Annotated in this window: 12 protein-coding genes; 4 read left to right on the top strand and 8 right to left on the bottom strand. The window is 36.7% G+C overall.

The features are described from left to right. Window positions 1–49: 49 nt before the first annotated feature. Both recN and AC23ME_RS20475 read right to left on the bottom strand, forming a co-directional pair. Window positions 50–1,708, bottom strand: a complete 1,659-nt coding sequence (gene recN / locus AC23ME_RS20470) for a DNA repair protein RecN (RefSeq protein WP_487729594.1) — start codon at window positions 1,706–1,708, stop codon at window positions 50–52. A 65-nt stretch (window positions 1,709–1,773) separates the two neighbouring features. Further along, entirely contained in the window at window positions 1,774–2,217 is a 444-nt protein-coding gene (locus tag AC23ME_RS20475; RefSeq protein ID WP_487729595.1) for a hypothetical protein, read from the bottom strand. Between the two features lie 168 nt (window positions 2,218–2,385). On the opposite strand from AC23ME_RS20475, the gene AC23ME_RS20480 reads away from it, so the two are divergent. After that, a complete protein-coding gene (locus tag AC23ME_RS20480) occupies window positions 2,386–4,803 on the top strand; it encodes an outer membrane beta-barrel family protein (RefSeq protein ID WP_487729596.1) in 2,418 nt (805 codons plus the stop codon). A 600-nt stretch (window positions 4,804–5,403) separates the two neighbouring features. Here the strand turns inward: AC23ME_RS20480 and AC23ME_RS20485 are convergent. Beyond that, entirely contained in the window at window positions 5,404–7,347 is a 1,944-nt protein-coding gene (locus AC23ME_RS20485) for a M56 family metallopeptidase (RefSeq protein ID WP_487729597.1), read from the bottom strand. Between the two features lie 2 nt (window positions 7,348–7,349). Beyond that, the gene (locus tag AC23ME_RS20490; protein WP_487729598.1) at window positions 7,350–7,727 is read right to left on the bottom strand and encodes a BlaI/MecI/CopY family transcriptional regulator; all 378 of its coding nucleotides are present in this window, start codon (window positions 7,725–7,727) and stop codon (window positions 7,350–7,352) included. A 193-nt stretch (window positions 7,728–7,920) separates the two neighbouring features. Here AC23ME_RS20490 and AC23ME_RS20495 point away from each other — a divergent pair, with 193 nt between their 5' ends. From AC23ME_RS20495 to AC23ME_RS20505, 3 genes are read left to right on the top strand one after another with little or no spacing between them, the layout of a single operon-like run. Beyond that, entirely contained in the window at window positions 7,921–8,439 is a 519-nt protein-coding gene (locus AC23ME_RS20495) for a hypothetical protein (RefSeq protein WP_487729599.1), read from the top strand. Between the two features lie 7 nt (window positions 8,440–8,446). After that, on the top strand, window positions 8,447–9,181 hold the full coding sequence (locus AC23ME_RS20500) for an LVIVD repeat-containing protein (RefSeq protein ID WP_487729600.1): 735 nt from the start codon (window positions 8,447–8,449) through the stop codon (window positions 9,179–9,181). After that, window positions 9,182–9,865 carry a hypothetical protein gene (locus AC23ME_RS20505; protein ID WP_487729601.1) on the top strand — a complete coding sequence of 228 codons (684 nt, stop codon included), beginning with the start codon at window positions 9,182–9,184 and terminating at the stop codon, window positions 9,863–9,865. Between the two features lies 1 nt (window position 9,866). Here AC23ME_RS20505 and porD read toward each other — a convergent pair whose 3' ends face one another. The 4 genes from porD to AC23ME_RS20525 form a co-directional block, all read right to left on the bottom strand. After that, window positions 9,867–10,766, bottom strand: coding sequence for a type IX secretion system protein PorD (gene porD / locus AC23ME_RS20510; RefSeq protein WP_487729602.1), 900 nt, complete (start codon window positions 10,764–10,766; stop codon window positions 9,867–9,869). 21 nt (window positions 10,767–10,787) lie between these two features. Continuing rightward, window positions 10,788–11,990 carry a bifunctional phosphopantothenoylcysteine decarboxylase/phosphopantothenate--cysteine ligase CoaBC gene (gene coaBC / locus AC23ME_RS20515; protein WP_487729603.1) on the bottom strand — a complete coding sequence of 401 codons (1,203 nt, stop codon included), beginning with the start codon at window positions 11,988–11,990 and terminating at the stop codon, window positions 10,788–10,790. 456 nt (window positions 11,991–12,446) lie between these two features. Further along, window positions 12,447–12,773 (bottom strand): DNA-directed RNA polymerase subunit omega, encoded by a 327-nt coding sequence (locus tag AC23ME_RS20520; protein WP_308851086.1) that lies wholly within the window; start codon window positions 12,771–12,773, stop codon window positions 12,447–12,449. 1 nt (window position 12,774) lies between these two features. Next, complete coding sequence (locus AC23ME_RS20525; protein WP_487729604.1) at window positions 12,775–13,725, bottom strand: outer membrane protein assembly factor BamD; 951 nt, start codon at window positions 13,723–13,725, stop codon at window positions 12,775–12,777. Between the last annotated feature and the right edge of the window lie 834 nt (window positions 13,726–14,559).

The following is a 14,559-nucleotide window of genomic DNA, read 5'->3' on the forward strand; positions in this document are numbered from 1 at the left end:
ATTAGCTGGGCCTCTAAGCCCAGCTTTTTCTTTTTTAGGTTTCTGGGATTTAAGATACGTTAAGTAACTCTTTTGCATTTTCTAAAGCCGATGCCCCAGGGTTTTTACCACTCAACATCTCCGCAATTGCGGTAACACGTTCTTCAGTCGCTAACTTCTTAATTCCAGTAGTGGTTTTATCTGCTTTTTCATGCTTGTAAACGAAATAATGTGAATTGCCTTTTGCTGCAATTTGTGGCAAGTGGGTAATGGCTAAAATCTGCATATCAGCAGCTAAAGCATCAATTACTTCGCCCACACGTAAAGCAGTTTCGCCAGAAATACCCGTATCAATTTCGTCGAAAATTAGGGTGGGAAGGGAGGTGTGTTTTGCTAGCAAAGCTTTTACCGCCAACATCAACCTAGAAAGTTCACCACCCGAAGCAACTTTACCAACTGGTGCCGCCTGCTGACCAGCATTTGCAGTAAACAACAATTGAACTTCATTGATGCCATTAATATTCAGTTGAGCTTGTTTCAACAAATTAAAACTGATGGCAGCATTAGGCATACTCATTTGCTTTAGTGCTTTTCCAACTTCTTTTTCAACAACAGTAATTGCTTTTCTTCGGTTGCTATCTAACTGTTCTGCTTGCTTAAACAAACTTTGGTTTAGCGTATCTATTTCTTTCTGAAGTTTTGCCAATTGTTCGTCGCTATTTAAAATGGCATTTAAATTTTCCGAAAGTTGTTCTTGTATCGCCAATAATTCGGCATTACTACTTACACGATGTTTTTGTTGTAAACTATAAAAAAGATCTAACCTTTCTTGAATGGTTTCTAGGCGCTGTGCATTATGCTCAGTTCCTTCTTCAATTGCACTAATTTCACTGGCAATATCCTTTAGTTCTATTAATGATGATTTTAATCTTTCGTTCAATTCGGCAATAGCAGCATCAAATTTTTCTACAGTGTTTAACTGCGAACTAGCTTCTTTTACTAAATTAATGGCTGCGGTTTCATTGTCGCTAATTAAACTTGCGCTAGCCAACAACGAACGCTTGATACTTTCGGCATGTGTGAGTTTCTCTAGTTCTTTCTCTAAATCTTCCTGCTCACCATCTTTTAATGCAGCTTGCTCTAATTCGCTAAACAAAAACTGCTCGTAATCTTGCTTGTTTTTGGCTTCAGTAGTTTTTTGTTGCAAATCTTTTAACTGCTGTTCAATTTGTTTCAGCTGCTTAAAATCTGTTTTATAATTTTTAAGCAAAGGCTGATGATTTGCCAACGCGTCTAAAATTAGCATTTGAAAATCGGCATTGCTAATTTCTTGCGTGGCATGCTGCGAGTGGATGGCAATTAACTGCTCGCCAACTGATTTTAAAGTGCCTAAATTTACAGGGGTATCATTTACAAAAGCTCTCGATTTTCCATCTATCGCAATTTCTCTACGCAATAAAGTTTCCTGCTGAAAATCCAAGTCGTTGCTTTCAAATAAAGGTTTCAACAGTTCATCCACCAGCAAAAAACTACCTTCTATCACGCACTTTTTCTCTTGGTTAAAAAAGTATTTACTTTCTGCCCGTTGACCTAAAATTAGCGACAGCGCACCTAAAATGATAGATTTACCAGCACCGGTTTCACCAGTAATGATATTCAATCCTTTGTTAAAATCGATTTCTAGTGTATCAATTAAAGCGTAGTTGCGTATAGAAAGTTTTTGTAGCATATCTACCGCTAAATTAACAAAACCAAAGGCTTTAAGAAAAACTAAAGAAATTATAATAGAAACATTTAATTATCCTTGCTTAACTTAATTTCTCTATATGAATAGTTTGGTCCAATGTCGTCTGGTCTGCCAGAAGAATATGATTTAAGTGTTAAAGAATTATCCGAAAGAATATATTCGTATATAGCTGTAGAGCCATTACCTATCTTGATATAATTTGATTTTGTTGAGGTATTATATTCTGTTGTATAATTAGGATGGGCATGATCACCATCAGGGTCGATAATTTTTATTCTTTTGTCGCTAATTTCTAGTGCTTTAAAAGAGTAAAATTCTTTGTTTACATCATGTTTTTTAGAAAAACTCCTGTTTTCAGGATATACTTTGTGCCAAGTTTCCTGTGTTGTTTGCCAATTTCCCAACAGGGTTTCGGGTAAATTTTCTGTTTTCTTTTTACAGCCCAATGCTATTGTACTACAACAGACAAGTATATAGAGAAAATACTTCATGATTCTAAATTATAAAATTTTAACGATTTAGTGTTTAAAAATCAGACACTTGTGATTTCTACTGGTTTTGGAAGCATTTTTATTTATGAAACCATGCAACGTTCTTGAAAATTTCCCGTCTGATGGGTAGACGATTGTAAAATCGCATACCAAACTTAACTTATTATAATGAGCAGATCCAATCTAGTTTTTTCAATTGTAATGCTATTCGCATTCACTTCAATAAACTTAAAAGCGCAAGACAAAACATTTTCAATCAAAGGTGTACTCATCGACAGCCTTACCCAAAAACCTGGAGAATATTTCACTATAGCCTTGAAAAAAGATTCCGCAGTTTTAAAAACAGTAGTTTCAGACGAGCAAGGAAAGTTTTCCTTAACATCTATTAAGTCTGGTCAATATCAGTTAATCATAGGCTCTATAGGATATCAATCTAAACAATGGCCAATAACCATATCAAAAGAAACGGATTTAGGAAGAATTTTAATGAAACCTCAAGGTAACGACTTAAACGAAGTTTCAATTGTGGCCAGCAAACCTATCATTAAGCAAGAGCCAGATAGAATTGTTTACGATACTCAGGCCGACCCGGAAAGTAAAGTACTGTCTGTGTTAGATATGATGCGTAAAGTTCCGCTGCTTTCTGTAGATGCAGATGACAACGTGAAGCTAAAAGGAACGGGTAATTATCGTATCCTTATCAATGGAAAGCCATCGGGCGTTTTAACTAGAGATCCAAAGGAATATCTGAGGAGTATGCCAGCAAATGGTGTACAAAAAATTGAGGTGATTACCACACCGCCATCAAAATACGAAAGTGAGGGCTTGTCAGGTATCATCAACATCATTACTTCAAAAAAGGTGGCAAATGGCTACAACGGTAATGTCAATGCTCGTATGCAAGAGCCATTTAGTCCGGGTGTTAATGCAAATTTAACCATTAAGCAAGGTAATTTTGGCGCCAATTTATATGGAGGTACTGGTGTATGGCGAGTAGATGGTATCAAAACCACTAACATCAGAAAAAGTGTAGCTCCTACTCCATTTTCAAGCCTTTATTCTGTTGGCTTTCAAAAAACAGATAATTTTTGGGCTTGGGGTGGTGGCGAGTTAAGCTACGAGATAGATTCATTAAACCTTATTACTGCCGAAATCAATCCTTATGGCGGTCACAACCAACAAGATCTCAACCAACATTTCGACATACAAAATGGCTCAATTCCTTCTTCATACAATATCGCCAATAGCACCCGTTACGAATGGACTGGTACAGATTACACACTTAATTATCAAAAAGGCTTTAAAAATAAAAAGGAACACTTGTTAACGTTTTCCTACAAGTTTTTCGATAATAAAGAACCACAAATCAACGATGTCCGTTTTCTAAATACCGTAAATTTTCCAAACACGAATTACAAACAAGACAACATCAGTAAGTCAAAAGAACAAACGGCGCAGTTAGATTATATCAACCCATTTGAAAAAATAACAGTAGAAGCGGGCGTTAAGGCCATTTTAAGAAGCGGCGAAAGTAATTTCCAGTTTTTAAATTTCGACGCTGCACAAAATAGATACATCACAGATTCTGATCAAAGCAATGTGTACAGCAACGATCAAAATATATACGGCGTTTACAATACTTATACTTTGAAAATGAAAGATTGGACTTTCAAGGCAGGCGCACGTTTAGAGGCTACTTATGTTACCGGATTGTTCGAAACCAGTAATTCGTCGGTAAAAACTAATTATTTCAATCTTATTCCGTCGGTGTCTTTTAACAGAACTTTAAAGAATAGCCAAAGTGTAAGTTTAGGTTTCACACAGCGTATTCAACGCCCAGGTATTTGGGATTTAAATCCATTTGTAGATAAAGCCACGCCAGGTTTCGAATATGTGGGTAATCCAGATTTGGAAGCTGTTTTGAGCAACAATTTCGAACTTACATATAGCAACTTTAAGAAAGGCTCGTTAAACGTAAGCTTAAGCTACAACTTCGCAAACAACACCCAACATAGGGTTTTTCAATTTCTAGAAACAGAGAATATAACAAGAATTACCTCGCTAAACATTGGTAAAGACAGATTACTTGGAACCAACGTTAATTTCAACTATCCAATCACACCAAAGTGGAATTTAAGCCTAAGCGGAAACCTTAATCACCTTTGGTTAGAGGGGATGATTGACGGCGTGCTGGCAAAAAATAGTGGTATTACTGGTTATGCCAGCTTTAATTCTAGCTATAAATTCGAGAAAACTTGGAAAGCCACCATTTCTGGGAACTATGGTGCGCCAGACGTAATGTTGCAAGGAAAATCTAACGATTACTATTACATAGGTTTTGGTGGCAGCAAGGATATCATCAAAGATAAATTGACATTCTCTGCCTCTGTTGCCAACCCTTTCCAAAAGTTTAGGGCATTTAGAAGCTATACCGAAGGAATTAATTTTACGCAAGAACGTATCCGCGAAAATTACTTCCGTAGAGTTTTCTGCAGTTTAAACTGGAAATTCGGGAAATTAGAAGGTTCTATCAAAAAGAACGAACGCAGTATCAATAACGACGATACCAAGAAATCTAGCAATTAATTGTTATTGTTTTAATACTCAAGCCGAACTGTTTAATTATAGTTCGGCTTTTTTGTTTCCATATTTTTCGAAGCGCAAGGCAATTGCTGCTATCAATGTCAATCCGGCTTTCCGCTCCAATTCCCGATAAAATCGGGATATTTCCGCTTCAATCCGGGCTATTTAACAACCACCAATTCTAATCACCAAGTGCTGGGCGCAAATGCAACAGTGGTATGTATCAACAAATGCAAATTGCCTCAAGTACTCAAACCTTAGCGTTCTTTGTGCCTTTGTGGTTAATTTAATATTCATCAACATTGGTTTTCTTAGAACTTGTAACTAGAGAGGGAAACAAAATGTATGTTGGCGGGGACGCCAACAAGGAAAGTAGGGATGCCAACAAGTGCAGTTTCCAAGTTGGCGTCCCCGCCAACGTGCACAAGCTGTCCCGAAAATTCACAACAACCAATAGATTTTTAAATCCCATCAAAGAAAATCATCAACTTAAATATCAACCAACTTCGTGTTCTTTGTGTCCTTGGTGGTGAAATATAGCAGTAAAGAAACAAAAAAGGGCAGGAGTAAAAACCCTTGCCCTTTATATCATTTGTTGTGTAATTAATTTACTTCAGTCATATCTGTTAAAGCCTTAACCGCTGTTTCTGCACAAACTTCGGTTTTAATTTTAGGAGCGTTAACAAATACTCTTTTGATATTGCTTGCTGTTGTGTGTGGTAAGTTAGCAATGTGCATTGGCATAGCGCTATCGTGAATTAAAAATGCTTTTTCAATAGAAATTCCTTTTTTCTTTTTCAGTTCTTCTACATCTTTTTCATATTGCTCACGCAGCTTTTTATACTCTGGCGATTTCTGTAACTCCTCCATTTCCTTCATCTTTTTCTTCCACTCAGGCGAATTGAATTTCTCGCTTAATTCTTTGCCCTTAATTTCGATGTCTTTCATTCTCGCTTTCCACTCTGGTGAGTTGAACTTCTTCTCTAGCTCTTTGCCATTCAACTCAATTTTAGCCATTTTCTCTTTCCATTCGGGCGAGTTAAACTTTTCTGCTAAGGCTTTAGAGTGTAATTCTATTTTCGCCATCTTTTCCTTCCACTCAGGAGAATTGAACTTTTTCTCTAATTCTTTGCCGTTAAATTCAATTTTTGCGATTTTGTCTTTCCACTCTGACGAGTTGAACATCTTTTCCATTTCCTTCGCATTCAACTCAATCTTCATCATCTTATCGTTCCAATCCTTCGATTCAAACATTTTAGAAATCTCTAGACCATTAAGCTGAATTTTGCTTAATTGCTCGTGCCATTCTGGCGAGTTTATGGTTTTTTCCAAATCAGTTAACTTGATCTTCAAACTATCTGGCAATTCATCAATAGAGTTGTAAACTGTTTTTTTTCCGTCCTTACTCTTAATGATGATCTCTCTTTTAACTTTCTTTTTAACCGTGTCGGTATCCGCTGGTAAGCTAAATAATTCCTCTTTGCCAACGGTAGCGTTAATTATTTCTGAGACTGTAGTAGTTTTCTTTTTACTGGTTTTTTGTTCTTTTTCGGTTGGATTAATCCAAGCTAACGATACTACAGTAGCAAGTGTTAAGCAAAGTGCTAATATTTTTTGCTTTGCGTTCATGTAATTGGTTTTCATATCGGTAATTCTTTTAATACGTTGATACAAGTGTTGATTTTTGCCCGTAGCCGCTAAACTAAGCGCAGGCTGTGTTTTGTCTTTAATGAGTTCTAATTTCAACAAAGCATGAGCGTATGTGATAGGCGCTTCCGTAAACTTTACCACTAAGTCGTCGCAAGCGTGTTCTCTTTCAATATGGATAAATCTAGAGGTTAGCCATACAAATGGATTGAAGAACAACACCGTTTCGATGCCAGTTTTAATCAGATTTAATACATAATCATTTCTACGAATGTGAGAAAGTTCATGGATCAATATTGCCTCAACCTGCTTAATATCTAATTGCGCTACCAATGCAACTGGGAAAAGAACCACTGGTTTTAAAAAGCCAACGGCCAAAGGCACATTAACTTTTTCCGACAAATAGAATTTAACTTTCTTGGCAATACCTAGTTTTGACAAGGTTTTTTCTGCAACCGCTAGCCACTCTGCAGGTATGGCCGTAATTTGCGTTTGCTTTAGTTGTTTAAGTTTAATGTAGCTAGAAACCAATACCACAAGCTGGAAACCAATTCCAATAGCATACAAGGCTACGATAAAAGGGAAATAACTTTCTGTCTTAAAGCTCCAGCTTTCTGTAAAACCATACAACTGCCCTAAAGCTACGTTACTTAAATCTGTTGCTGTGCCATTTATAGTCGCAGTTTTCGGCATATTAAACAGCGATGCAAAAGTTAAACAGAAGCTAACAAAAGTTAATACTAATGCACCCATAGCTAAATTGTGCTTTAACCTTGCGCTAAAGTTCGATTTTACTTGCAAGGCGATGAATAAAATCGCAAAAATGATTGCACCTTGCCATAGCGAATGTAAAATACTCCATCCAATAGCTTTAATAAGGTTGTTGATAATGGCTTCCATGATTATTTGTTTTCAAGTTTGTCTAGATATTCTTTAATTAAATCTATCTCCTCCTTGCTTGCACTTTTGTTGCCTAAAGCCTGCATCACTAATCTTGCCGCCGATCCGTTAAAAACATTATCGATCATTTTTTTGACCAAATGTTGTTGAGTAGTTTCTTTATTGATCAATGCTCGGTACACATGAGTTTTAGCACTGGTATCTCTATCAACCAATCCTTTTTCATGCATAATTTGCATCAGTTTCAGGGTAGTGGTATAACCTGAATCTTTCTTGTTTAAGGCTTCGTGAACTTCCCTTACCGTACAATTGCCCTTTTCCCAAAGCACTTGTAAAATCTCCATTTCTCCCTCAGTAGGTTTGATGTTGTTATTGCTCATTTGTTACGATTACGAATTTTTTCGTATTCAAATGTACGAACATATTCGTATAATCAAAATGATTTAACAAAAAATTAACAAATTTTGTAGGATTTAGTATTTATCTAATCCTTATTTTGCTGACTGATAGCAGATTATTTCGTTTTTATGATTGAACCTATTATCTTGCATTGGTTTTAAATTATTAACGTTCATGAAAAAATCTACCAAGTCGCTCTGGTTAGCAGCTTTGCTTACCGTGCTATTTGTTTCTGGCTGCCTGCGCAGAGCAGAACCTATCGTTTTTACGGAATACACTCCGGTTTTAGTTTCTAAAACAGATCTGGTTAACTCGGTAAAGTTAATGCCTGCTACAGATATTCTGGAAGCTGCTAAGATTTATCATAAAGACAACTATATATTCATTAGTGAACAATTTAAAGGTGTACATATTATAGATAATACAGACCCTAGTAAACCTGTAAACAAATATTTCATTTCGGCACTAGGCTGCGTAGATATGGCTATAAAAAATGAAGTCCTTTATTTAGATAATGCCATCGATTTCATCTCTATAGACTTAAATGAAATCAGGAATGGAAACTTAAAGATATTGAAACGTATTTCGAATGTGTTTCCTGAGGTAGCACCACCAGATGCAGGAGAAATTCCAAATAAATTTAGCGAGAGAAACAGACCGCAGGGAACTATTATTGTTGGTTGGAAAAAATAGCACAGACATGAAATCAATTTTATATATTTTCATCATAGCATGCCTCTTTTCTTGTAGCAAAAGTGGCGATTCATCACCTGCAGGCAGCGCTAGCGGCAAAGCTGGTTCCTTAGCTCGCTTCGCAATAGTTGGTGATAATCTTTATACGGTTACTACTACAGAACTTAAAATATTCGATATCAAAGACGAAAGCAATCCTGTTTACCAAGGAGATATGCAGGCTGGAATTGATATCGAAACAATTTTTCCCTTGGGTAATACCTTATTTATGGGAAGTGAAGTAGGGATGTATATGTACGATGTAACGGATCCTTTAAGCCCGAAAAGATTAAGCATTTATCAACATATTCGTAGCTGCGATCCGGTAGTAGCCAATGATAAGCACGCTTTTGTAACGTTAAGTACGTCAGCTACTAGATGCTCTAGAGGGGTAAATCAATTGGAAGTTATTGATATTGCGAATAAAAATAACCCAAGACTCCTTAAAGCGCTTGTAATGAATAGACCTTTGGGAATGGCACTTGACGGAAACAACTTATTCGTTTGTGACGATGTTGTAAAATGGTTTGATGTAAGTAATAGTCCAAACTTAACCTCAAAAGGTACAATTAACGTTAAAGCTCGTGACGCTATTGTGCACGGAAATACCCTCATGTTGGTTGGCGAAAAAGGGTTGACCCAGTACGATATTAGCACAGCTCAACCGAAATTCTTAAGTCAGATTAATATCGGTAAATTATAGATGAAGAAACGCTCACTATTTCTTTCTTGGCTACTTTGTGTCGTTTCTTCTACATTATGCGCACAAGAAAGTAAGCACAAAAAGGAAAGTACAGATAACATACGAGCAATCAGTGTTACCTTACATCCACTTTACCTTTTCAATAAAGCTATTAAGATAGATGCAGAAATACAGTCCAAGAAGCCGTTGGCATTTGTTGCTGGTGCTGAGCTTTACAGTGGGCGAGTAAATAGTTTATACAAACAAGAAAATAGCTTCGGCGAATCTGTAAATGATAAAATCTCAGGTTTGGGGATTAATTTCGGTATCAAATATAAATTTCAGGAAACCGGTGGAGTAAACTCCTATTATTTTTCACCAGGTGTTACGTATAGACGTTTAGAACTAAACCTAGATGGTCCAGCTTTTTATAGCTACCAAGAAAATGGAATTACTTATTACAGTTATGGTAATACGCAACAAACACATAAAGTAAACCCATTGGTATTCTATGGGAATTTTGGCCGTTACATTGAGGTTAATTCTGTGGTACTAGACGCATTTGTTGGATTAGGTTATAAGGTACTTAACCGAAATAGTCAACTTCTAAATACAAGAAACTATCATGAAGCAATGTTCGGCTACAACTACCAGGGTCCAATTTTTCAGGTGGGAATTAAACTAGGATGGCAAATTACTAAGTAAACTAATTTCTTTTCTTCAGCCCTTCGTATTTCTGTGTATTCGGTGCGTCAATCTCTACCAAAAGATTATAAGCTTTCATTTTGTCTTGAGGATCTGCCAAAGAAAGAACATTGGTAATTTCATCAGCCTTTGCTGCAAAATAAACATTAGGAAAAATAGAGCCTAATTTCTGTTTATCAAATTGCTTTAAATCTGATAAGGAAGACATGATACTTTTTGTACCGCCATTGGCATTCGCTTGCAGTTTATCTAAACCATTTAAGTGATATTCGTAGATAAAGGTTCTCAATCCTTTAAATGAATTGTTAAGCAAATTTTCATTTAACCAGTACCTATTTCTTAAGCCATCTACAGGTCTCCAACCTTTGCCACCGCCAGTTTGTGCGAGGTTAATCAAATTCAATGCCTTCTGATAAAAAGGGGTACCACCTAGTTTTCCAAAACTATCTTTATCTAATCCGATAATGGTATAAGCGTAAAAACCTAACAAAGAACTCAAATTGGTAATAAAGTTCTGATCAGAAAAATCTAGCGCTTGTCCTTCGTTAAAACTAAAAGCAAAATCCTTATCACTCATGTTTAGTAAAGTAGTAGAATACGAACTTCCAAATACAGGTCTGCTCGATTGGATCTGAGCCTCGGCAGTGTAGCCAGCATTGCCGTCCCAGGCGGTTACGTTAATTACCAAGTTACAATCTATTTTCTCTTGGGGTAAATAAGTTTCATCAGTCCACTTGTTATTGTTCATGAAATCTCTAATGGTATTCTGTAACACGTCCAAATTTCTGCGATTGGCATTGTTAACTGTAGGGGCCAGTATTTGTACACGTGTATTCAATTCTTGGGCATAAGCCATAAAGCTTGCCAAAAACAAGAGTAACAGAATGGTAGTTTTCTTCATTAGGTTTTTCAATTATTGGTATTAACTTCTATTCAGAAGTTTTAGTATTTCGGCAGCAATATCTTCGGCAACTGCCGCTTTCGATTTAGTTTCAAAAATAGTTTTGTCCAAAGCTTTGTTAAAGATAGTGATTTTGTTAGTCTCAGTTTTAAAACCAGCACCTTTATCATTCAAAGAATTAAGAACAATTAAATCTAAATTCTTCTTTTTAAGCTTTTCTTTGGCATAGTTTTCCTCGTCGATAGTTTCTAAAGCAAAACCTACCAGCAGCTGCCCGTTTGTTTTTTGTTGACCTAAAGTCGCTAAAATATCTGTGGTCTTCTTCAGTTCAATACTAAACTGATCCTCTTTTTTCTTGATTTTTTGTGGAGCAACAGCAATAGGGGTGTAGTCGGCAACGGCAGCACTCATCACCGTAATTGCACTACGCTCAAAGTGAGCGAGGCAAGCATCTAGCATTTCTTTGGCGCTTACTACGTCAATTCTCTTAACACCGGTGGGGGTGGTCAAAGAGCTTGGGCCAGAAATTAAAGTTACTTCGGCACCAAGATGGTACAACTCTTCAGCAATAGCAAATCCCATCTTACCCGACGAATGGTTTCCGATAAAGCGGACCGGATCTATCGCTTCGTAGGTTGGGCCAGCGGTAACCATCACTTGTTTTCCCAAAAGTGGAAGATCTTTCTTAATGTAGTTCTCCAAAAAAGCAACAATTTCTTCTGGTTCGGCCATTCTGCCTTCACCATGTAATCCGCTAGCTAGTTCGCCACTTCCGGGTGCAATCAAAATATTGCTAAAGCCTTGCAGCCTCGCTACATTTTCTTGCGTACTTTCGTGCTTCCACATGTCCAAATCCATTGCTGGTGCAAAAAGCACAGGACATTTGGCAGAAAGATAAGCGGCAGTCAATAAATTATCGCAAAGTCCATTGGCCATTTTACCAAGAGTGTTAGCACTTGCCGGAGCTACAATCATGTAATCTGCCCACAAGCCTAATTCAACATGGTTACTCCATACGCCGGTTTCTTCCTCAAAATATTGGGTATACACAGGGTTTTTAGAAAGCGTAGCCAAAGTGAGTGGGGTAATAAAGTTACTAGCATCAGCAGTAAGAATTACCTTAACGTTAGCTCCAGCTTTAACCAATAACCTAACTAGCAAAGCCGATTTATATGCAGCAATACTACCGCAAACACCCAAAAGAATATTTTTATTATTCAGCATTTAAAAACAAACTTAGATAAATTCCTTTTATGCACAATATAATTAATGTGAGTTGAATAAATTTTAATCTATTCGCAAGCGATAGCCGCTCAATCAACCGTTCAACTAAATTTCGGTCTCTTATTTTTCGGGCTGCACCAATAAGCCAAAGCATTTACTTTGAAAGAAAAATAAGCAACCGAGAGTTTTTGTTACTTTTTGCGGTCAAAAAGTAAGAGCCCAGCGGCGGTGAGCTCAAAAAACGTAATTTTGTATAGATTTTAATATGTCTGTATTCGAATAAAAAAGTATTTATCAATCTCTATTCAATCAATGAAGAATTTTGATAGAAGATGAAATAGAAAACCCAAAGCTCATAAAGCACTTAAGCCACAGGCACACAAATTCAAATTTGTGCAGCTGTGGCTATCATATGTTGTTTACACGTAAATGCTTTAACGCATTACGCCCAACTAATTATTTTTGCTCTTTGCTTGGGTTTCTGTGATAAACCTTGTCGTTTAAGAACTCATCCATCGCAATTAAGCTAGGCTTAGGTAAGCGCTCATAATGCTTGCTAATTTCAATTTGCTCTCTGTTTTCGAAAACCTCTTCCAAGTTATCATTAGACGAAGCAAATTCAGCTAATTTACCGTGAAGCTCCTCTTTCATGTTGTTAGAGATCTGATTAGCTCTTTTAGCAATAATCACTAATGACTCGTAAATGTTATCAGTAGATCTATCCAAATCATGAACATTTCTAGTAACCGTAGTATTTGGGATCGCTGGTTTTGGAGTACTCATTTTATTTTTGTGTTTTATTATCTAAATTCTTGTTATTAGTAGTAGTATCTTTTTGTTTGTCGCCTTTTTTATCAGCCTCTTCAAGGGCCTTATATTTAGCAATCATAGCAGCTTCTTCTGCTAATATTTTTTTAGCGCTTACAATTCCCGCATCGCTATCCGCTTTTAATTGTTTTGCCTCTTTGGCAAACTTGCTGGTTGGATACGCTTCTATAAACTCATTATAATATTCAATAGCTTCGTTAAAACGATCTTCTTGTCTCAAAGGATAACTGTTTTTAGCATACATATACTGTGCCTTTACAATTAGTAAATTCATTTCCTCAGCATACTTAATGTCCGGAAACTCTACTTGCGCATTCTTCAAAGCCACCACCGCAGACTTGTAATTACTAATATCGTAGCCACCTAAAGTGTAGTAAAGTTTTGCATTATCAAAAGCTTTGGTCTCCAATTTATCTCTTAAGTTAGCAATATATTGCGCCGCCTGCGTAGCTCTATCACTTTTAGGGTAAAGGTTAATAAACAATTGAAGCGCATCAATCGCTTTATAAGTATTCTCTTGGTCTAAAGAAGATTTTGGTGAATCCAAATAATAGCAATAAGCCCCCATATATCTACACTCTTCAGCGTTTTTACTTGCAGGGTAAGTATCAGCAAACTCCTTAAACTTGTAACGAGCCGTGGTGTAATCCTTCAAGCGATATAACGTATAAGCATAATAATAGTTCAAATCCTCTGCCTCTGCTGTTCCTCTATACTTTTGTACTAAGCCTTCAAACAAGATCAACGCCCTATTATAATCCTTCTTATTGTATAATCTAATCCCCTCTTGGTATTTTTTGGCAACGTCATTACTTAAACGCAACTTTTCGAAACGACTTTTGCACGCACCAAAGCTCAAAATTGCAATGGCAAAACAAGAAATAATAAGGTGTTTAATTTTAAACATTTTGCAAAGATAAGGTAATAATACGATAACGTCAATTAAATAATAAAGGCTAAGCTACTTAAAGCCAACAAAGCTGTAAAATACTTAACAAATTTTAACAATAAGATAATTAGAAAATGTACTGCCCTGCTGCTGTCGTCCGCTAGCCCTGCTGTTCATTACAAGTCCTCGGTTTCGCTATGCTACACCTGCGGGCTTTTCATTTCCATCAGGTTTACTCTTCAAAGGCATTGCCATTGGTATTCCGCTTACCTGCATGGTGCCAATAGGTCAATCTTTGCGCCCTTTGCGGAGCTCTTACTTTCTTTGCGATAATATAATGTAATGCGGAATGTCCCGGATTTTATAATAAATATAGTATTAAAGCTCCTTTGCGGCCCTCGCTAGCGCACGCCTGTGGCGTGTGACAAAGTTTGAACTAATAGACATTTAAAAAATAGTTTTGATTAAGAACTGCTTCATAAACTCCACCTCCTATATATAATAGTCGTATTAAGTATACTAACATACATACATACATACATAAGCCCAATTAGATGGAATTTCCACTTCCGAGCTAACCTTTCTATGTTTTTCTGCTATATAAAGGGTATCGATATTCTTACTTGGCATCTTTTTTAAATTTTATATCCCAATCCAAATACCTTTAATGATTGTTTAAAGTCTGCAATCCGCACCACATATCTGGCCGTGCGTCATCATTCCGATAATAGCATGTCATTTTTTCTCATTGTATTCCAGCTGGTTGTGCCTTGTATCAAATAAAAAACGCTTCTTGTGTTGTGTGTGGATATATTTTTTCTACCTTTGCACTCCGCTTCGGAGGAAGAGGGG

Source organism: Pedobacter sp. T50_32 (assembly GCF_057652195.1).

What these genes read in the sequence shown, in the direction of transcription:
- recN (WP_487729594.1), bottom strand. Translation starts at nt 1,708, where the DNA reads ATGCTACAAAAACTTTCTATACGCAACTACGCTTTAATTGATACACTA.
- AC23ME_RS20475 (WP_487729595.1), bottom strand. Translation starts at nt 2,217, where the DNA reads ATGAAGTATTTTCTCTATATACTTGTCTGTTGTAGTACAATAGCATTG.
- AC23ME_RS20480 (WP_487729596.1), top strand. Translation starts at nt 2,386, where the DNA reads ATGAGCAGATCCAATCTAGTTTTTTCAATTGTAATGCTATTCGCATTC.
- AC23ME_RS20485 (WP_487729597.1), bottom strand. Translation starts at nt 7,347, where the DNA reads ATGGAAGCCATTATCAACAACCTTATTAAAGCTATTGGATGGAGTATT.
- AC23ME_RS20490 (WP_487729598.1), bottom strand. Translation starts at nt 7,727, where the DNA reads ATGAGCAATAACAACATCAAACCTACTGAGGGAGAAATGGAGATTTTA.
- AC23ME_RS20495 (WP_487729599.1), top strand. Translation starts at nt 7,921, where the DNA reads ATGAAAAAATCTACCAAGTCGCTCTGGTTAGCAGCTTTGCTTACCGTG.
- AC23ME_RS20500 (WP_487729600.1), top strand. Translation starts at nt 8,447, where the DNA reads ATGAAATCAATTTTATATATTTTCATCATAGCATGCCTCTTTTCTTGT.
- AC23ME_RS20505 (WP_487729601.1), top strand. Translation starts at nt 9,182, where the DNA reads ATGAAGAAACGCTCACTATTTCTTTCTTGGCTACTTTGTGTCGTTTCT.
- porD (WP_487729602.1), bottom strand. Translation starts at nt 10,766, where the DNA reads ATGAAGAAAACTACCATTCTGTTACTCTTGTTTTTGGCAAGCTTTATG.
- coaBC (WP_487729603.1), bottom strand. Translation starts at nt 11,990, where the DNA reads ATGCTGAATAATAAAAATATTCTTTTGGGTGTTTGCGGTAGTATTGCT.
- AC23ME_RS20520 (WP_308851086.1), bottom strand. Translation starts at nt 12,773, where the DNA reads ATGAGTACTCCAAAACCAGCGATCCCAAATACTACGGTTACTAGAAAT.
- AC23ME_RS20525 (WP_487729604.1), bottom strand. Translation starts at nt 13,725, where the DNA reads ATGTTTAAAATTAAACACCTTATTATTTCTTGTTTTGCCATTGCAATT.